The sequence below is a fragment of the Thermodesulfobacteriota bacterium genome, from assembly GCA_035325995.1.
In the GTDB taxonomy this organism is placed as follows: Bacteria; Desulfobacterota_D; UBA1144; order Nemesobacterales; family UBA2774; genus JADLGH01.
In genome coordinates, this window is sequence record DAOKYU010000014.1 from 1 (window position 1) to 19,577 (window position 19,577).

13 protein-coding genes are annotated in these 19,577 nt (G+C 57.9%); 6 read left to right on the forward strand and 7 right to left on the reverse strand.

What is annotated here, in order from left to right:
* Nucleotides 1-224 precede the first annotated feature (224 nt).
* The gene (locus tag PKC29_13910; protein ID HML96514.1) at nucleotides 225-983 is read right to left on the reverse strand and encodes an alpha/beta fold hydrolase; all 759 of its coding nucleotides are present in this window, start codon (nucleotides 981-983) and stop codon (nucleotides 225-227) included.
* A gap of 669 nt (nucleotides 984-1,652) precedes the next feature.
* On the opposite strand from PKC29_13910, the gene PKC29_13915 reads away from it, so the two are divergent.
* Nucleotides 1,653-2,234: a Kazal-type serine protease inhibitor domain-containing protein gene (locus PKC29_13915; GenBank protein HML96515.1), complete on the forward strand. Its 582-nt coding sequence runs from the start codon at nucleotides 1,653-1,655 to the stop codon at nucleotides 2,232-2,234.
* Nucleotides 2,235-2,244: 10 nt separating this feature from the next.
* Here PKC29_13915 and PKC29_13920 read toward each other — a convergent pair whose 3' ends face one another.
* Complete coding sequence (locus PKC29_13920) at nucleotides 2,245-2,553, reverse strand: hypothetical protein (protein HML96516.1); 309 nt, start codon at nucleotides 2,551-2,553, stop codon at nucleotides 2,245-2,247.
* Between the two features lie 229 nt (nucleotides 2,554-2,782).
* On the opposite strand from PKC29_13920, the gene PKC29_13925 reads away from it, so the two are divergent.
* From PKC29_13925 to PKC29_13945, 5 genes are all read left to right on the forward strand, one after another.
* Nucleotides 2,783-3,850: an AI-2E family transporter gene (locus PKC29_13925; GenBank protein HML96517.1), complete on the forward strand. Its 1,068-nt coding sequence runs from the start codon at nucleotides 2,783-2,785 to the stop codon at nucleotides 3,848-3,850.
* Nucleotides 3,851-4,643: 793 nt separating this feature from the next.
* Nucleotides 4,644-4,973 carry a hypothetical protein gene (locus PKC29_13930; GenBank protein HML96518.1) on the forward strand — a complete coding sequence of 110 codons (330 nt, stop codon included), beginning with the start codon at nucleotides 4,644-4,646 and terminating at the stop codon, nucleotides 4,971-4,973.
* Entirely contained in the window at nucleotides 4,960-5,589 is a 630-nt protein-coding gene (locus tag PKC29_13935; GenBank protein ID HML96519.1) for a GSU2403 family nucleotidyltransferase fold protein, read from the forward strand. Before PKC29_13930 ends, PKC29_13935 begins: the two co-directional genes overlap by 14 nt.
* Before the next feature lie 262 nt (nucleotides 5,590-5,851).
* Complete coding sequence (locus tag PKC29_13940) at nucleotides 5,852-7,903, forward strand: thaumatin family protein (GenBank protein HML96520.1); 2,052 nt, start codon at nucleotides 5,852-5,854, stop codon at nucleotides 7,901-7,903.
* A 1,566-nt stretch (nucleotides 7,904-9,469) separates the two neighbouring features.
* A complete protein-coding gene (locus PKC29_13945) occupies nucleotides 9,470-10,324 on the forward strand; it encodes an ion transporter (protein ID HML96521.1) in 855 nt (284 codons plus the stop codon).
* 741 nt (nucleotides 10,325-11,065) lie between these two features.
* Here PKC29_13945 and PKC29_13950 read toward each other — a convergent pair.
* The 5 genes from PKC29_13950 to PKC29_13970 form a co-directional block, all read right to left on the reverse strand.
* Nucleotides 11,066-12,817 carry a PQQ-binding-like beta-propeller repeat protein gene (locus PKC29_13950; GenBank protein HML96522.1) on the reverse strand — a complete coding sequence of 584 codons (1,752 nt, stop codon included), beginning with the start codon at nucleotides 12,815-12,817 and terminating at the stop codon, nucleotides 11,066-11,068.
* A gap of 189 nt (nucleotides 12,818-13,006) precedes the next feature.
* On the reverse strand, nucleotides 13,007-13,636 hold the full coding sequence (locus tag PKC29_13955; protein HML96523.1) for a response regulator transcription factor: 630 nt from the start codon (nucleotides 13,634-13,636) through the stop codon (nucleotides 13,007-13,009).
* A 1,519-nt stretch (nucleotides 13,637-15,155) separates the two neighbouring features.
* The gene (locus tag PKC29_13960) at nucleotides 15,156-15,596 is read right to left on the reverse strand and encodes a hypothetical protein (protein ID HML96524.1); all 441 of its coding nucleotides are present in this window, start codon (nucleotides 15,594-15,596) and stop codon (nucleotides 15,156-15,158) included.
* 468 nt (nucleotides 15,597-16,064) lie between these two features.
* Entirely contained in the window at nucleotides 16,065-17,606 is a 1,542-nt protein-coding gene (locus PKC29_13965; GenBank protein HML96525.1) for a DHA2 family efflux MFS transporter permease subunit, read from the reverse strand.
* Between the two features lie 231 nt (nucleotides 17,607-17,837).
* Nucleotides 17,838-18,377: a hypothetical protein gene (locus PKC29_13970; protein ID HML96526.1), complete on the reverse strand. Its 540-nt coding sequence runs from the start codon at nucleotides 18,375-18,377 to the stop codon at nucleotides 17,838-17,840.
* Between the last annotated feature and the right edge of the window lie 1,200 nt (nucleotides 18,378-19,577).

Here is a 19,577-nt window from a genome sequence, read left to right on the forward strand (position 1 = left end):
TGCTACGCCGTAAATCACACATGCGTGTGTGGTCAGGCAAAAGTAGAAAACACTTTCTCCATATCTACCGGCTACTACAGAACTTCCCCTTCAGCCACTGGAGACCTCCGGCAGTAAACAATCGAAGTGGCGGCGCTTTGCCATTGCCGCCAGCCGCGCTTTCGGACAGGCAACAATGTTCGCCGGTCTCCGGCAAGCCACCCCGCCGGAGACCGGCCCTTCCGTCACCCTTCCCCGTTCCCCACCGTAACCTTCTTCAGAAACGACAGCGTGTGCCTCGGAAAAGCCTTGTCACGGAGAATATCCTTGTGCGGCGTGTCGAGCACGACGGCCTTCCCGTCCCGGAAGCACCCGGCCACGCTCTCCGCGTCCGGGTCGTCCTCGCCGTTCACCACGAGCACGGGCCGCTTCACGCGCGCGAGGTCCGCCGGCGAATACTCGGGCACTATAACGCCCTCGATCCACGCCGCCAGCGCCTTCCTGTCCCCGCCCGATCTCTCGGCCCGGGCGCGCGCATTGCACATGCTCTTCGGGTTATCGGCGAGCATGTTCCTCGCCTTGGCCCTCCGCTCGGCCTTGTTCCACTGCCAGTACGTATCCCTCATCTGAAACCCGGCGAGGACGAGGCTTCGCGGCCCGCGAAACATAAGCGCCGTTTCGACGGCCACGCGCGCCCCCATCGAGTAACCCACGAGGTCGTAGCTTTCGAGCCCCAGGTGCCGCGCCAGCGCGTTCACGTCCCGCGCCATGGCGCGTCCGCTGTACGACAGCGGCTCGTGCGGCTTGTCGGATTCCCCGTGCCCGCGGGCGTCGAGCATAATCAGCCTCCGCCCGCACTTGTTCATGCGGTCGAATACCCCCGTTTCCACCCAGTCGAGCCTCGAGCTTCCGGTAAATCCATGGAGCATTATGAGAGGCTCTCCCTGTCCCGAATCCGTGTAGAAAAGCTCAATCCAGTCGAATGTTCTGAATTTTTCTCCCATACTGAATAGTCTACCCACGGCTTTTTCCACCGTCGGGCGCACCACGTGCGCTGGAAATCGAAGTAGCAGAGTGGTTGCCATCTCACCCGCCGCGGTTCATGTGGTTATGGCAACTTCAGCGCCACGCCGAAAATCCCTTGATATTGCAAGCCGTGTAAACGGCGCAGCAATACAGTCCCGGGCCGTCAAAATTCGCGTTAAGAAAATCGAGTGAATGAGCGTTAAAAATCCGATGTGGGGCTGTGGGCCGGTGGAGGATTTAGCGAAGGAACGATGATTTTTAGCAGAATTTTTCCCGGCCCGTGATTTTTGCTACTTTTCATCAAGGAAAAGTAGAGAACCCTTTCTCCATATCTACCAGCTACTACAGAACGTCCCCCGCAAGGCCGCCAACCCCGCAGCCTCTACCAGCTTTCGAAGTAGCAAGGCATTGCTATTATCACCAACCGCGCTTCAGATGGTTTTAGCAACTTCGGCGCTACGTCGAAAATCACATGTACGTGTGTGGTCAGTCAAAAGTAGGAAGCTTTTGCCTTTTCTGTTACCGTCCATGCAGAATGGCCGCATCCCTCCCCCAAACATGCATATTGCAGTAACCCCCGCGGCATTCTACACTTGTTGCATACTCAAACGTCTTCCAAACCCTTCACCCAAAAGGAGGTGTCCGTCATGCCGAAAAGATTGATGCTCGCAGTATTCACCATGCTTCTGCCGCTGGCCGTCGCGGGATGTGCGGCGAAAGCCGGGGGCGGCTCGCCTTCCGCCTGCGGAGGCCCCGGCGGCCCCGGATGCGCGGCGGGATACTTCTGCGACAAACCCGCCGGGACCTGCGGCGAGCCCGACACGCAAGGCACGTGCACCGAAATGAAACCGATGTGCACGCGTGACTGGCGGCCGGTTTGCGGGTGCGACGGCAGAACCTACGGCAACGACTGCACGAGGATAGCAGCCGGCGTCTCGAAGGACCACGACGGCGAATGCGCGGCGACGGACGTCGAGCCGGACGCGGAGAAGCGCGCATGCGGCGGGCCGGAGAACCTCCCATGCAAAGAAGGCGAGTTCTGCGACATGCCCGCCGGGACGTGCGGAGCGCCGGGCGAAACGGGCGTCTGCGAAGCCATAACCGAAATGTGCACCATGGAATGGAGGCCCGTCTGCGGATGCGACGGCAAGACCTATGGCAACGACTGCGGCAGGCGCGGCGCCGGGGTCTCGAAGGCCGCCGACGGCGAATGCGCCCCGGCACAATAAAGGGACCGGCTCAGATCATCGGGACCTTGAACATGTACGGCGTCATCCCGCGCGTGGCGTCGCGGAAGAACCTTATAATGTTCGTCTCGTACATGTAGAGGAAGCGGGCCAGTATCTCGAACCGCCTGGGAGTGAGCGGCGTCTTGCAGAGGATCGAGAGCTCGCCCTCCGCGACTTCACCGTAAAGCTCGGCCAGCGTCCCCTCCGGCGCACCCCTGTGGCTCAGGCGGAACTTGCACACTATCTCGTCGTTGAGGACTACCTGGATATCCTCTATCGTCAGAATAATATCTCCGAGCTGAATCTTTCTCTCGTTCATGGTCCTCGCATCCGGTTCCGCGCCCTGTCCTCGCCCCTTCATAAATTATATTGCATTCCTTGCGCAAGGTGCCTGTTTTTTTGACCATTTTATTTGTCATACTCCGCGATTCACGGCTTTCGGCCGCGCAACAGAGTTTCCCGCGGCGTTATGCGCGCCCGCGGCTAAGTGGTATAATTCCTACCTGTATTCGTAATCGCCGGACCGAAATCCCGGCCGACGGAGCTTCATGAGAAGGCCAAAACCCACGATACATCCCCTCCTGGCGGGGGCGTCCATAGTCATTATTCTCGCGGGTCTGCGCGAAATAGGCGCCGTTCTGAACATCTTTCTCGTGGCGCTTCTCCTGGCCGTAACCGTCTCGCCGCTCCTCAACTGGCTGCTGAGGCGCGGATGGCCCCGGTGGCTTTCTCTCACGATCACCATACTCGTCGTCATCATCATACTCGGCTTCGTCACGTCCCTTCTCGGCGTCGCCGTGAACAACATGGTCTCCAGGGCGGGCTTCTACCAGGACAAGGTGACGGAGCTCTACCGCGCCGGGCTCGACAGCCTCGCCGCCAGGGGTATCGAAATCACCGAAGTGCGCAAGCTCGAGGTCTTCAGCCCCAACAAGATCGTCACGTATACGACGAAATTTATCGAAAACGTGTTCTCGACGTTCGGCAACTTCTTCTTCGTCGTCCTTCTCATGGTGTTCATACTCATCGAGTTCGCCGACCTTACCCTGAAGGCCGACCGGGGGATGTTCGCGCCAAATTCGTGGCAGCGGAGGTCCGCCGACGTGACGAACGATCTCAAGAAATACGTCTCGATAAACGCCCTCACGGGCCTCATGGCGGCAGTCGCCGATTTTGTCCTCCTCCTCGTGATAGGCGTGGACTTCGCCATACTCTGGGGTTTCCTCGCGTTCCTCTTCAGCTTCATACCGAACATCGGGTTCATACTCTCCGTTATCCCCCCGGCCACGCTCGCGCTCATACAGTTCGGCTGGGTGCACTGCGTCGTAGTCGTCGTTCTCTACCTCCTGATCAACACTGTGGTGGACAACGTCGTGAAGCCCCGCTACCTCGGAAAGGAATTCAACATGTCGATACTCGTCGTCTTCCTTTCGCTGCTCTTCTGGGGATGGCTCCTCGGGGCGATAGGCGCGATCCTCGGCGTCCCGCTCACGATGATTGGCAAACGCTTGTGGGAGTTCATGAACAGCGACCTCGACGGAGGCGGCCATCATCAATCCATCGAGGCAGTCTCGAACAAGCCCGTCGCCGACCCCGCCGGAAGCAAGCAAACGTAGCGGCAGGCGCGACAGGCCGCCCTCTCTTTTGCAATTCCGGCACAACCGGGAATCCGGCGCACCACGTGCACAAATTCGACATATCCAAGGCAAGTACTACGCGAGCAGATGACTCAAACCCCCTCCTCCCCCTTCCATAAAGGGGCCTGTCGCGGCGTAGCCAGAGGCGAAGCCGGAAGGACTAAGGTGGGGGTTACATTTCTGTCATTCCTGAAACGATTCCGAGCGTGTGCAAGAACCGGACGCCCTAACCTTGAAGCGCAAACGTTTATCCGGTACCGCTCAAAACCTGCCTATACATCGGGAATCCAGCCTTTGCCTTTCATCTCCCCTTGGAAAAAGGCCTGTCGCGGCGTAGGCAGAGCCGAAGCCGGAGGGGTACGGGGGGATTTATCTTTTCCGAACGAGCGAGGAATCTACCACATGTCTGTCATTCCTGCGTAGGCAGGAACCCATTCAGTTAATCCTTGCCTTTATCTTTTCCACCTTAGGGAGAAGGGAGAGGACTGAAGGGATTTAATCTTTATAATTTGTCATTCCCAACGGTTCCTGAGTGCGTGCAAGAACCGGACGCCCCAACCTTGAAGCGCAAACGTTTATCCGGTACCGCTCAAAACCCGCCTATACATCGGGAATCCATTTCCACAAGCAAATCCATAAGAATCCTTTTCCTTTTATAATTAGCACTATATGTTACTATATAAATATAGTATACCGACTATTTGTATAGTAACTTTCAGAACTTGATTTATTACTATACAAATAGTACTATTTACACAGTCGTATAGTAACTATGGGGCAGAAAATGGTCATAAAAGACATCCTGAACGAAGAGCTAAGGAATTCCCTTCGAATGAAGGACATGTACGAAAACGAGCTCTCGAAGCTCCCGGTCGGGAGCCTCGTCGTAAGGAACATCAAAGGCAATAAGTACGCCTACAGGGTCTACAGGGACAACGGCAAATTCGTGGCCGAATACAAGGGTAGGCTGTCCGAAATATCCGAAGAAGAAATCGCGAAATGGCGCGGCGTCAAGAAAAAGCGCGCCGGCTACCGCAGCTCGTTATCACAGCTTAAAAAAGAAATCGTCTTTCTGAAAAGAGCCCTTCGTGGAAAGGAATAATTATCCGCTTTTCGAGGAAATACTGAAAAGACTCGACGAAAACGGGATTCTCGATCATGTTGTCGTAGTCGGCAGCTGGGCCATATATCTTTACACAGAATACTTTAAAAGCGCGGACTATTACTCTACGATAAGAACGAGGGACGTCGATTTTCTCATTCGGCTCCCGAATAGAATCTCATCCAAAAGAAACTTCAGCGAGATAATCGAGGATTTGGGATTCGTCGAGGAGCTCGTCGGAGATGAAGGGTATACGAGATACAGCCATCCGGATTTGATAATAGAGTTTCTGATGAAAGAAAAAGGAAGAGGATTTTCAAGACCTCCCTACATCGAGAAGCTCGGGGTGACACCGCAGCCGCTAAGGTTCCTCGATCTGCTCGAATCGGGAAGAATAGAAATCTCCTTCAATGGCATGTCGGTTCCGGTGTCCCACCCGGCTAATTTCGCCCTTCACAAACTCCTCATAGCATCCAGGAGAAATGAAAGTTATAAAAGCGAGAATGACCGCATACAAGCCTTAAAACTGATAGACCATCTCGTCGATAACGGCGAGGCCGTGTCTCTCGTCGTTCACTGCCCGCAAAATGGCGAAAAGTCGTCACAGCCGAATTGAAGGCTCTCGAACGGGATGAAATCTTCGTTCCGTAACCGGGAAATACACTGTTCTCTTCCTATCTCTCAAGCCGCACCTCACCCCACTTAAATCTTTAAAGTATTTAACTATCCACCCTCCTCCCGGACCGGCATTATAATTATGCACCCGCCATGGGGGGTATTCAGCCGGACGCGCATATTTCAATCCGGCCGCTTCCCCGCGTTCGTAGTTTATTGCAAAGGGCAATCGATCCGCGGGACACAAAAAACGGAGGCATGGCATGAGCTTTGAGGAAATCTCTCGCTTTATCTTTTCGTTACTACTGGCTTTTTTCATGGTCATGATGGCCGTGGCGGGGGGCGACAAGGCTACCGCTCAAAGCGCTACGATCACGATTAACAACTACTGCTCGGAGACTATCTACGTCGGGGCGTGGCCCGCTACGAGCATAACGTCCGTCTCCGTCGGCGGCTCGGGAGTTTCGACCCCCGGCGGATGGGAGATGGCCCGGAACGCTACGGCGACGGTAACAGTCCCCGGCAACTTCTCGGGACGGTTCTGGGGCCGGACAGGATGCAGCTTCAATTCCTCCAACACCTGCGACCCGCAGACCGTGACGGTCAACGACAACAACTACGTAATCGCCAACTGCTGCGACACGGGCGGCTGCCTCGACTCGGGCGGCAATTTCTCGCTCGACTGCGCGCAGACGGGCCTCCCCCCGTCAACCCTCGCCGAGTTCACGCTCGCCTCGGGCGGGCTCGACGCCTACGACGTCAGCATGGTCGACGGCGGCAACATCCCCGTCGAAATAATCCCCGACTCCTCGGACTATGACTGCTCGACTAACGGCAACTGCACGTTCACCGGTAACCTCCCCGGCACCGACTCGCCCGACTGTACGCAGGATTCGGACTGCTATCCGCTCTTCGGCAACGGCTACAAGTGGAAATGCAACATCCCCTCGAGCCAGCAAACCGGCCTCTGCGTAAACCCGTTCTTCTGCGGGAGCCCCGGGTGCACCGCCACGGCGGGCTGCGCCCCGAACGGCCTTAATCAATCCCTGCTCCCGGGCTCGTCCTGGGGCGGCGGCAACTTCGCCGTCTCCGAGGCCTCGTGCCCGTCGGACATGCAGCTACTCGACAACCAGAACCAGGGCTCGACATACGTCGGCTGCTTCGGCCCGCAAAAATACTGCAGGCAGTCGTGCTCCCAGGACGGCGACTGCGGCCCTCCCTACACGTTTAACTGCGGCTCCTCGGGCTACTGCGAATACCAGGACGGCACGGTCATAGGGGCCGACTGCGACTCCTCCGTAAGCGACACCACGTACGGCCAGCTCTGGGGATGCACCGGGGTCAACGCCGCGTCGTGCTTCACGGCGGGCGCGGGCAACGACTGCTGCGGATGCCCGTCGTGGGCCCCCGGATTCTCCGGGACGTCCAACGGCGCGTGCATCGGCGGCAACAACCCGGCGTGGCAGCAGAACGCCGAGCCCTCGCAGGGGATATTCAACAGCGCGAGCCCGACGGCCTACGCCTTCCCCTACGACGACTCGATCAAGCTCTTCAACTGCCAGACGGCCACGGCGGGCCAGCCGGTGAACTACACCGTCAACTTCTGCCCGAAGGACACGGACGGCGACGGCGTTCAGAACTCCGCCGATGCGGATTCGGACAACGACGGGGTGCCCGATTCGACCGAGGCCTTCCCCACGGCGGTTAACGCGGTTCCGCGTCTTACGCTCCCTCCGGACGACCCGGACGGCGACGGAATCCCGAATCATCTCGACCTCGACTCGGACAACGACGGCCTCCCCGACCACTACGAATGCGGAGGCACGGACGACGCCGACAAGGACGGCGTGGTGGACAGCTTCGCCGACTCCAACGGCGACGGCCTCGACGACGGCGCTGCGCTCACGTGCGGCGACACGGACGGCGACGGCCTTCCCGACTTCATGGATACGGATTCGGACAACGACGGCGCGCCGGACTTCGTCGAGCAGGGCGGTGTGGATTCCGACGGCGACGGCAAGCCGGATTCGACCGCCGACTCCGACCGCGACGGCCTCCTCGACATATTCGATCCCGAAACGGGCACGCCGCTCGAAATCCGGGACTCCGACGGCGACGGCAAGCCCGACCATCTCGACGCCGAGGACGACGGCGAGAACGTAGTACCGCCCGGCCCCGGGTGCAGCCTCGCCCCGGCGAGCGCAGCCGGAGCGTCCGCAGTGCAGATGCTCGTCTTTATGTCGGTACCCACGCTAATCTTCGCCCGGCGAAAATTCCGCGCCCGGACAAGCCCCGCGGATCACGATAAGCCATAGAAGAATTCAAATCACGGGGAGGAAGCGCACGCTTCCTCCCCTGCCCTTCACCCCCGCTTTCCGGCATCTTCTTCGTTTTTAATCCGTTCAGGCAGGCTCGCTCGTACATACAATAGAAGCCAGTTTTTCTGCCTAAACGGGCGCCGGTGGTCCCTCTCTCTCCGATTGTACCCCGGCGCCCGCCCCACAGCGCACCACGTGCGCAGGATATAGAAGTGGCAGCCTATTGCCAATACCGCCTTCCGCGCTCCCGGAGCCTGCGACTCCGAACGAGCAAGGAATCACCACCCTCCTGTCATTTCCTAATACTTGTACCTGCCGCGGCGAAGCCCGCAGGGCGAAGCCGGGTCGGGAATCCACTTCCACCAGCAATCCATCGAGTGTCTTTTTCTGTCATCTCGGACAACGATTCCGAGCGAGCGAGGAATCCCCACCCATCTGTCATTCCTGCAACGATTCCGAACGTGCGAGGGATCTACCTTATTATTGTCATTCCTGCGGAGGCAGGAACCCATTCAGTTTTCCGTCAGCAATCCATCAAGAATTCCTCGACTATAATATTGCAAGCTGCGTAAGCAGCGCAGCAATACCCCTCCGGGCCGTCAAAATTCGCGTTAAGAAAATCGAGTGCATGAGCGTTAAAAATCCGATGTGGGGCTGTGGGCCGGTGGAGGATTTAGCGAAGGAACGATGATTTTTAGCAGAATTTTTCCCGGCCCGTGACTTTTGCTACTTTTGGTCAGTCAAAAGTAGAAGCCTTATTCAAACGTTACCAGTTAAGTAGCAAACGTCCCCCGTCAAGCCTCCAAAACCCGCAGCCATAGAATTTTGTCATCTCGAACAAAGTGAGAGATCTATCTTTTAAAAACTGGATTCCCGATACATACACTCGGGAATGACAGAGTGGGGACCCCCAATCATAATATTGCAAGCTGCGTAAGCCGCGCAGCAATACCCCTCCGGGCCGTCAAAATTCGCGCACGCCTCGCGTGCTGGAACTCGACGTAGCTGACTTGGAAATTCATAGCACCGCCCGGTCGTCTATCCTGTTTAATCACCTGCCCTGCCCCACCGAAGACATCGAGTGGATGAGCGTTAAAAATCCGATGTGGTGTTGTGGCCAGTGGAGGATTTAGCGAAGGAACGATGATTTTGCACGCCTCGCGTGCAGGATTCCGAAGTAGCGAAGGCCTTGCTATCATCTTCTGACGCGCTTCAGGTGGTTATAGTCTCGGAACATCCTACGTCGTAAAACACACTCCGTGTGTGCTACTTTTCATCAAGGAAAAGTAGAAAACACTTGCACCGCCCTTACCAGCTACTACAGAACGTCCCCCCGCAAGGCCGCCAACCCCGCAGACTCTACCAGCTTTCGAAGTAGCAAGGCATTGCCACAATCACCAGCCGCGCTCCCAATGGTTTTGGCAACTTCGGCGCTAGAATCCTTCACCTTTACCTTAATCCTGAATCGGGTTCCCATCTTCGCTTCAGACTCCGCTAAACACGCAAAATTTCACCCCCTCTGTTGAATTACCCGGCGCAAGTTTTTAGAATAATACGCACCTTATGTACGAAACAATAAAAACCCGAATCTACGATATCATCACCCCGAATGAGACGCGCCCTTACGCGGAGCAGCTTTTCACGCTCTTTATCACCGCGCTCATCGTGTTCAACGTCGTGGCCGTCATACTCGGCACCGTTACTTCCCTGACGGATAAATACGGCCGGCACCTAAGCATCTTCAACACCGTTTCGCTGATCATATTCACCGTGGAATACATCCTCCGCGTGTGGTCGTGCACCTCCGACCCACAATATGCGTCGCCGATCACAGGGAGGTTAAAATTCATATTCTCGCCGCTCACCCTTCTCGACCTCATCGCGATCATACCGTTCGTCGCGCCTTTCGTGACGACGGCCGACCTGAGGGTGTTCAGGATTCTTCGGATTCTTACCATCTTCAAGCTCACGCGCTACTCGGCCGAGTTCAGTATATTTGCCAAGGTGCTTAGCTCGAAGAAGACCGAGATAATAATGTCGGCCATCGCCGTCGTGCTGCTCCTAGTCCTGTCGTCGACGCTCATGTACTTCGCCGAGCACAAAATGCAGCCCCACGCGTTCAGCAACATCCCCGACGCCATGTGGTGGGCGGTCGTGACGCTGAGCACGGTCGGCTACGGCGACATACTGCCGCACACGCCCGCGGGCAAGGTGATAGCCTCGTGCGTATCCATGCTCGGGATCGCCATCTTCGCCATACCCGCCGGCATCATAGCCTCGGGATTCGTCGAGGAGATGAAGAAGAGAGAAGTGACGACGACAGTCTGCCCCCACTGTGGGCAAGACATCACCCGGCATCCGTCACAGCCCGCCCCTGCCCCGCCCCCGCCCGGGCCGCCCTCCGGCCCCGCCGACTAACACGCAGGCCACGCCCGGCGCACCACGTGCGGCGGAATTCGAAGTAGCAGACTCGTTGTCATTTTCTTCGAACGCGCTCCAGTCAGTTTAGCAACTTCCGCACTACGTCGAAAATCTCATAATATTGCAAGCTGCATAAGCAGCGCAGCAATACACTTCCGGGCCGTGCGGACTGTGTCCGCAGACAATCGAAGTGGCAGCGCTCTGCCTTTGACACCAGCCGCGCTTCAGATGGTCTCGGCACCTCCCGCGCTATGCCGAAAAAGACACTACGTGTCCCCGGCCCGGCGGCTCGCAGCCGCACGCAATCGAAGTAGCCACCTTCCGCTATAACCTCCAAACGCGCTTCCGATGCATATGCCTCTGAATGTGATTCGTCGAAAATCACACGTACGTGTGTACTTTTGGTCAGTCAAAAGTAGAAAGCCTTATACCGACCTTACCAGTTAAGTATAAAACTTCCCCTTCAGCCACTGGAGACCCCCGGCAGTAAACAATCGAAGTAGCAGCGCTCTGCCATTGCCACCAGCCGCGCTTCCCGAGCTTGAGTCTCCAGCTTCACTCAAGCTACACCGGACAGACAGCAGGCAAACGATAAAATCCCTCCCCGCCGCGTCAGGAGGAAGGGCGGCAAGGAGGGATTCGTGGAGTGTCTTTTATTTCTCCTCCCCCGGGAGGGAGGGAATAAGCGCGGGGGCCGCCTCTGAGCCCGGTTTTCTTTACGGCGACCCCCGCCACCCGTCAGTTACCTAGCTTGTATACGACGAGCTGGGCCTGCCCCGTCTCGTCCTGCGGGAAGCTCGCCGCCGTCACGAGGTAGTCCCCCGCTATGACGATCGGCGCGTTCGTCCCCGCCGGCAGCTCGTCCTGCCAGACGATCGATCCGTCCGACCGCGAGAGCGCGAACACCTTCCCGTCGAACGACGTCGTGAAGACGAGGTCGTTCGAGATCGTGGCCGCTCCGAACGCCATTCCCGGAAGGTCGGTCGTCCACAGGATGCTGCCGTTCGAAACGTCGAGCGCAGCCATCTCGCCCGTGTTGCCGTCGAAATCGAAAGTGCCCGTCGCCCCGCCGTAGTTGATGTCGAGGTCGCTCAGCGTCGTCGCCAGGTTGGCGATCGCCGCATACACGACGCCGTCCTTATACGCCATCGGCGTCTCGACGCCGCCGTAAACGCCCGGCGCTATTACCAGCGGAGGCTCTATAACGACGCTGCCCGGATTCTCGAGCGCGTTGACGGAATCGTCGTCGTGCCCGTTGTGAAACCCGACGGACGTCTTCCACAGGAGCGTCCCGTCGTCGGGGTCGAAGGCGTAGATATAGCCCATCTTCCCGGCCCCGAGAACGATCGGCTCGTCCTCGGCTACGTACAACGGAGCCGTCTGCATGTCCCAATCGTAAAAGTCGTTCGGAACGCCCTGGAAATACCATTCGAGGCTGCCCGAAGCGCCGCCCAGCTTGAGGAGGCTGTTCGTGTAGAGGATCGGATCGGGATTTTCGAGATTGTGCCTCGGCGTGGTGTATGCGTTGCCCGTGCCGTAGTAAACGTCGCCGTCGAGGTCTACTGCCGGCGTATACCACACCCCGCCCGCCCCATTGTCCGGCGGTATCACCGTCGGGTCGAGCAGCGTGTTGAACGTCCATACGGTGCCGCCGGTGGCCGCGTCCAGGGCGAAGATTATGCCGCCGTTGGCGCGCGTGATCGAGCCCGCGTAAACCCGCCCGTCGTGCACCGCGGGCGCTATGGAAAAATGCCGGCCGCCTTCGAGCACGTCCTCTCGCCAGAGCTCCGCGCCGTCCGCCGGGTTAAGCGCGAAGACCGTCGTCCTCGTCACGCCGTAAAGCACGCCGTCGTGGAGGTTGAGCCCGTTCGGCCCGATGACGGACTCGTCGTAATCGACCGTCCAGAGCTCCTGCCCCGTCTCGAGATCGAGCGCGGCGATGTTCGAGTTCAGGTCCTGTATGTACATCTTTCCGTCGGCTATTATCGGCATCGACGCGAAGGCCCCGTACGAAGTCGTCGCGGTGATGTCGCGCGTCCAGGCAACTTCCAGATCGTCCACGTTCGAAGCCTTTATGCGCGAGCACGCCCAGCGGTGGTTCCAATCGTCCTTGTTCGGGACGGTCCACTCTGCGGCGGCGTTCCGTATGTGGATCTGGTAACTCCTCTTGGCCGGCCTGGCCGTTATGGGATCGGAATCCTCGAAACAGTTCCCCCTCACCCACACATTATAGTCGTCGTCCGGAAGGCCCGTTATCTCGAACTTCCCCCCGTTGTCGGCGGCCACTGCCTTGCGGACCGCCGGGTCGAGCCCGGTGGATTCCGCGACCACGTAAACTCCGGCGGCGCTCCCGTGCTGAACGTGAACCTTGCCCCTTATCGAATCGCCGGCCGGCGGGGCCCCGACGGCGCTGAAAGGATTAAAGCCCGCCGCGAAAATAAATGCGGCAACCAAACACAAGACTGCGAACACGCTCAATATCCTGCGCATGACGTCATACCTCCTTTGAGTTTAGTCTCTTCAAACGAGTCTAAGCGCCGGGCCCGGCGAAAGCCATTGGCAAAAGGCCGGGCGGGCCTATAGCGCACAGGGGAATAAAAATGTCGAATCGGGATAAATTTTTTGAGGTGCTTCCGGCGACACGGGGTAATAGACAGCACGACAGGGCGTAGGAGGTGCCTAGTAAATCAGCCGGTTTTCGAGGGCGTATCTTATGAGCTCGGTGTTCGAGCTAATCTCCATCTTTTCGAAAATCGCCGCGCGGTGCGCTCTTATCGTTTTCACGCTCAGCTTGAGCTCGTTCGCTATGAGCTTAAGATTTTTGCCCGACGCGATCATGCAGGCCACCTGGTATTCGCGGCGGGACAAGGCCTCGTGCGGCTCCTTTCTGTGCCCGCCGTTCAGATCGCGGACGGCCTTGTCGGCGAGGTACGGGCTGATGTAGACCCCCCGCTCGATCACCCTCTTCACCGCGCGCACGAGCTCGTCGCCTATGCACACTTTGGGCACGTAACCGGCGGCCCCCGCCTTTACGACCCTCTCCGCGTAAAGCTCCTCGGGGTGCCCGCTCACCATCAGCACGGGGAGATTCGGGCGAAGCTTTTTCAGCTCCTCCAGTATATCGAACCCGCTCCTGTCGGGCATGGATATGTCGAGCAGGAGCAAATCCCAGTCCTCCGACGCCAGCCTCTCGAACACCTCGGCCGCGGTCGCGGCTTCGCCGACCAGGGTCACGTCCAGGTCCCTGGACAGTATCTCCCCGAGCCCGTGCCGGAAGATGGGATGATCGTCCGCGATAAGTATCTTCATCACCGCGTTCCCCCCTGGAACGGAATCCGAGCGTCTAAAAGAAAAGCTGTAATTGCGGCGGGCTTTTATTTCGGCTTCTCTTCTCAAAATAATCGCCCCGCCCGGCTCAATGCAATTATAATCGATAAAGAAGCTTCTCTCAGTCCGATTTTATCACTATCGCAAAATCGTATCAAGCGGACTGTGTCCGGCGCACCACGTGCGCTGGATATCGAAGTAGCGGAGTGTTGCCAATACCACCTCTCGCGCTTCAGACACTTCAAACCTTTAGAGGTACTTCGTCGGGAAATACACTTACTCCACACCCATCAGCCAACCACTGAACTTTCCTTCCGTCACCTGACTTGTAGCCCGGCAATCTGTCATCTCGAACAACGATTTCGAGCGAGCGAGGAATCGGACGCCCTTCGCCGACTGCACGAAATTATCTACAGTACATCTCGAAAGTGATTCAACACAAAATAGCAGGAATCCATTCAGTTAATTCATAATGGGCACGAAGATAATTTATTCAGAGTGGGCAATACAAAAAGTAAAACAAAAGACTGGATTCCCGATACAAGCCTTGATACTAAAGAAGGCAGGGCCTGAGCAGTACTGGATAAACGTTTGTGCTTCAAGGTGGCGTCGTCCAATTCCTCACTCGCTCGAAATCATTGGGAATGACAAATTGAGGACCCCCAAATCATAATATTGCAAGCCGTGTAAACGGCGCAGCAATACATTCCCGGGCCGTCAAAATTCGCGCACGCCTCGCGTGCTGGAAATCGACGTAGCTGACTTGGAAATCCATAGTAATGCCCGGTCGTCCATTCTATTTAATCACCAGCCTTGCCCCGTAAAAGACATCGAGCTTATGAACGTTAAAAATCCGAACAGGGGATGGGGGAGGTTGAGGATTTAGTGAAGAAGCGATGATTTTTAGGCGGGCCACGCCCGCTGGATATCGAAGTAGCAGCGTCGTTGCCATTATCATCAGACGCGCTTCACGTGGTTATAGTCTCGGAACATCCTACGTCGTAAAACACACTTCGTGTGTGCTACTTTTCATCAAGGAAAAGTAGAGAACCCCTTCTCCATACCTACCAGCTATTGCAGACCGTCCCCCGCAAGACCGCCAACCCCGCAGCCTCTACCAGCTTTCGAAGTAGTAGCGGCCTTGCTACTATCGCCTGACGCACTTACGGTGCCCGTAGCATCCGAACGAGCTACGTCGAGAAACACACCGTGTGTGCTACTTTTCATCCAGGAAAAGTAGGAGCCGTTAATCCTTTGCTTTTGCCTTAAAGACTTTAAAAGCGAGATCCCTAATCAAGCTTCCGCCTTCGCTGAAGCTCCGACCGACAAGAAGGCCTCACCGGACAGAGAGGATGACTGTATAAGTTGAGAACACAAGCGGCAAGAAACAAAAAAACGGCATCCTGCGCACGACGCCGTACGCAGGACCCGTCAAAGAATTGCAATCACCAACCGGCCCTCGCCGGTTGCCGGAAATCCCTATCTACCGAGATCCAAAACCCTACTGCGGACGCGCACCCTTGCCGGGCTTCGGCTTAGGCATGCACGCGAGCTGCCCCTTCCTCGTCTCCGTACACTGGCCGTCTATCTGCCTGCCGCCGGTGATAATAACCGTGCACTCGTCTCCCGTATTCTTCGCCATGCAAGGCTCCGCAAGCTCGGGCGGGACCTGGCCTTCCACCCTCATCCTCGGCCCGGTCGTGGGCTGGGCCTCCATGGTGCCGCCATAGCCGTCGGAAGACGTATCCTCTTCCATGCCCGCCTCCGGCGCAGGCGCAGGGGTAGCGGCCTCCATGACCGACTCGGTCTCGACCGTTTCTTCCACCTCTACCTCGTCTTTCTTCTCCGACGAGCAGGACGAAAGCATGAAAGCTCCCGCGAGCGCGATTACGGCCGCCGCGGAAAAGAACATCCTAAAACCGAAATTGAATTTTTTAACCATATGTCTGTCTCCTGTATGAGAAACTATACACGATAATTTTACGGGTTTTGAAAAATTCTCAAACCCCGGTCCAGGCGATTGCGCCGCCCTTTGTAAAGAAAATAAAATTCCGCGATTCGAGCGTGTTGCGGCCATTTCAGTACGTGCCGGGGAATCCTGTAGCTATCAGTATTAGAAGCGCGATGACGCCGCTACTTCCCGGCGTAGCATGTTCGGATACCTAAGCATTTAAAATGCGGAAGATGGCAATGCGCCGCTACTTCGGTTTCCCGTGCACGTGGCACACGTAGTGTGTTTTCCAACGTAGCACGCAAGGAATCTATAGGAATCAGAAGCGCGGAAGTGGTAATAGCGATGCACAGCTACTTCGATTTCCCGCGGACGTGGTCCGCGTAGTGTGTTTTCCGACGTGGCACCTTCAGAGATTCTAGTGCCGGAAGCGCGTCTGGTTGTAATGGCAATGCACAGCTACTTCGATTTCCCGTGCACGTGGTGCACCGCGTCCTCTGTCTGGGCGCCGTGCTTCATGAGCAAAAGCGCGACGAGAAAGGCGGCGACGGTTATACCGCCCGCGAGATAATACCCGACGGCTATGCTCCCCGACATCGTATTCCTGAGCGCTTCGAGCGCCTCGGGCGAGCTCGCCGCGAGCTTCGCGACGGCGTCCGGCTGCCCCTGGAGCGTGCCGGTCACGAGCCTGCCGAATTCGGCGGCCCCCCCGCCGTACTCCCTGGCCACGCGCGAAGCCCCCATGGTCTCGAGCCCGGCCACTACGCCGCCTATCGACGCGAGCCCCACGGTCGCGCCCACCTGCCTCATCGTCTGCATGACGCCCGACGCCTGCCCGCGAAGGTCGCTCGGCGCGCGGTTGAGCGCGTCCGTATTCGTCGGCACCATCACGAGCCCTATGCCGCACCCGAGCACTATCATCCCCGGCAGGAGCACCCAGAAATTCGCCCCGGCCAGAAACGGCGCCTGCGAGAAGAACCCGACAGCTATCAGGAATGACCCGGCGAGCGCCGGGGCCTTGACCCCGACCCTGTCGAATATCCTCCCCGCCATCTGCGACATCACGACGACGGCCAGGATTATCGGCATGAAGGCGAGCCCCGTTTCGACGGGCGTGAACCCGATTATGTTCTGCAGATATATCGCGCCGAACACGATTATGATGATCATCGCGAACTGTATGCAGAATATGAGGACCGCGTCGGCCGTGAACGCCCTCACGCGAAACAGCCTGAGCTCTATCAGCGGGTCGTCGGTCCTTAGCTGAAAGTACGAGAACAACGCCATCAACAGGAACCCTCCGCCGACCAGGCTGTACGTTATCGGCGAGCCGAATCCCCAGTCGTGCCCCTGCTGGAGCCCGTAGACGAACGCGAACATGCCCGCTATGAGAAGCGCCGCGTAAACCGGCCTGATTTTACGGCCGGGCTGCCTGCCTTCTGGCGGCTTCGAGACGTAAGTCATCACGAGCGCGAGCACCGCGACCGGGAGGTTTATCCAGAACACCCAGCGCCAGGAGAGGTACTCCGTCAGGAACCCGCCCAAAAGCGGGGCCAGAGCGAGGAACGCCTGTGCGACGCCGACGTAAATCGCCATCGCCTTCCCCCTTTCGCGGAGGTCGAAGGAATCTATGACTATAGCGGCGGACGACGGCAGCATGAGCGCGGCCCCAAGGCCCTGGACTGCGCGCGCCCAGACGATTATCCCCTCGTTCGGCGCGAAGCCGCACGCGGCCGATGCGAGCGCGAAGAGCACGACGCCGGCGACGAACGCATGCACGCGGCCGAGTATGTCGCCTATCTTGCCGCCGAGCGCCACGGTCGCCGCGAGCGACAGCACGTAGGCGTTCACTATCCACTGAAGCCCCGTCTGGGAGACAGCGAGGTCCGCCTGTATTCTGGGCAGCGCGACGCTCACGACCGTCTGATCGACGAAAATCATCGACAGCGATCCGGTCATCGCGATGAGCGTCATCCATTTGTGCCTGTTATCCGGGGTCATATAGCGAAAGCGCCCGAATATACAGACCGTCGAAACGGGCGAAGGTTAAAATGTAATCGCCGTCGGGAGAATGTCAAACCGGTCCGCGGGCGGCTTACGTGCGGGCGTATCCGGCGCGAACGGCAGCCCCTCGAACGCGCAGCACGGCCGCCCTTCCGGCCGCCCCCGCGCTGTCCCTGATGCTCGTGGAGATCACACGCCTCTCAGGGGATATCCGCGGCAGCCGGACGCTCAGCCCGCGCCTTCGCCCTTCCCCGAAAATACCAGCAGCAGCATCTCCGTCCCGTCGAGCCTCAGGTACGAAAGCTCTATATCCGTCGACGGGAAGTGCCACTTCCTGTCGGCCGAGGTGCCCGGGTCGTTCGAGGTTTTCTCTACGTCCGGCGGCCCGTACCTGGAGGCGAGGCCCTCTTCGAGCTTTATGAACGTCTCGGTCCAACCGTACCCCTCCGCCGCATCCTTCGGGACGAAGACTATCTTCCGGAGGGTCTTCGTATCCGAGTCCATCCACAAGCTCGCCCGGAGCGGGACGCCGCCTATCTCCAGGTCGGAAAGCTCGATGTCGCTGTAGGCGTTCTCCTGCGAATCCTCGCGGGGCTTATGCACCTTAATGTCCTTGCCGAACGCCGCCTTGACTTCATCCCCCGTCATGCCCCACTTGAGCGATTCCCACCCCGAAACGTCGGGCGGTTTCCCCGCCTGCGACGCCGGCGAATACTGCACCGCCAGCACGAACGTGATAAACGTTATTAAAGCGATTACTTTCCGCACGCTGCTCCTCCCCGCCCCTTCCGGGGTTTGTTCGGATTTATATAACAACTATAGAACAAAGCCCCCCGAATTCAAAGGCACGCCACGCGCGCAGGATATCGAAGTGGCAACGCTTTGCCATTGCCGCCGGCGCACTTCATGTGGTCTTAGCAACAGTGGCGCTACGTCGCTGCGTGTCCGGCACGCCACGCCCGCTGGAATTCGAAGTGACGGCGCAAGGCTATCACCACCCGACATGCTCCAGGTACCTTTAGCACCTTCGGGGCTACGTTCGTAAATCACACATACGTGTGTCTCGAACAACGATTCCGAGCAAGCGAGGAATCACCTCACTTCTGTCATTCCTGCACAGGCAGGATAACAGATTAAAAGACTGGATTCCCGATACAGGCCTTGATACTAAAGAAGGCAGGGGCCTGAGCAGTACTGGATAAACGCTTCCGCTTCAAGGTTGGGGCATCCAATTCCTCGCTTGCTCGGAATCGTTGGGAATGACAGAATAGGTTTTTCAGTTGAGCATAATATTGCAAGCCGTGTAAACGGCGCAGCAATACATTCCCGGGCCGGCGGGCCACGCCCGCAGACAATCGAAGTGGCAGCGCTCGGCTATTACCACCCGACGCGCTTCCGGTGATCTCGGCACCTCCCGCGCTATGCCGAAAACGACACTACGTGTCCACGCCTCGCGTGCTGGAATCCGACGTAGCCGACTTGGAAATTCATAGCAACGCCCGGTCGTCTGTTCCATTTAACCACCAGCCTTGCCACGTCGAAGACATCGAGTGGATGAGCGTTAAAAATCCGACCTACCTTACTCTTCCCTCCCCCTCCCAGGGGGAGGGTCAGGGTGGGGGTATAGTATTTGGAGGATTTTGCGAAGGAACGATGATTTTGCACGCCTCGCGTGCAGGATTCCGAAGTAGCGAAAGCCTTGCTATCATTTTCTGACGCGCTACAGGTGGTTTCAGCATCATCAGCGCTCTGCCATTGCCACCAGCCGCACTTCAGGTGGTCTTAGCAACTTCGGTGCTACGCCGTAAATCACACATGCGTGTGTGGTCCGGCAAAAGTAGAAAACACTTGCACCGCCACTACCAGCTAGCTCGGAACGTCCCCCTCCAGGCCGCCACACTCGCAGCCTCTACCAGCTTTCGAAGTAGCGAGGCATTGCCACAATCTCCAGCCGCGCTTGAGGTAGTC

Bases quoted from the DNA above. Each gene is read 5' to 3' on its own strand.
- PKC29_13920 (HML96516.1), bottom strand. From the start codon at position 2,553: ATGAACGAGAGAAAGATTCAGCTCGGAGATATTATTCTGACGATAGAG.
- PKC29_13915 (HML96515.1), top strand. From the start codon at position 1,653: ATGCCGAAAAGATTGATGCTCGCAGTATTCACCATGCTTCTGCCGCTG.
- PKC29_13925 (HML96517.1), top strand. From the start codon at position 2,783: ATGAGAAGGCCAAAACCCACGATACATCCCCTCCTGGCGGGGGCGTCC.
- PKC29_13930 (HML96518.1), top strand. From the start codon at position 4,644: ATGGGGCAGAAAATGGTCATAAAAGACATCCTGAACGAAGAGCTAAGG.
- PKC29_13950 (HML96522.1), bottom strand. From the start codon at position 12,817: ATGCGCAGGATATTGAGCGTGTTCGCAGTCTTGTGTTTGGTTGCCGCA.
- PKC29_13940 (HML96520.1), top strand. From the start codon at position 5,852: ATGAGCTTTGAGGAAATCTCTCGCTTTATCTTTTCGTTACTACTGGCT.
- PKC29_13910 (HML96514.1), bottom strand. From the start codon at position 983: ATGGGAGAAAAATTCAGAACATTCGACTGGATTGAGCTTTTCTACACG.
- PKC29_13955 (HML96523.1), bottom strand. From the start codon at position 13,636: ATGAAGATACTTATCGCGGACGATCATCCCATCTTCCGGCACGGGCTC.
- PKC29_13960 (HML96524.1), bottom strand. From the start codon at position 15,596: ATGGTTAAAAAATTCAATTTCGGTTTTAGGATGTTCTTTTCCGCGGCG.
- PKC29_13965 (HML96525.1), bottom strand. From the start codon at position 17,606: ATGACCCCGGATAACAGGCACAAATGGATGACGCTCATCGCGATGACC.
- PKC29_13945 (HML96521.1), top strand. From the start codon at position 9,470: ATGTACGAAACAATAAAAACCCGAATCTACGATATCATCACCCCGAAT.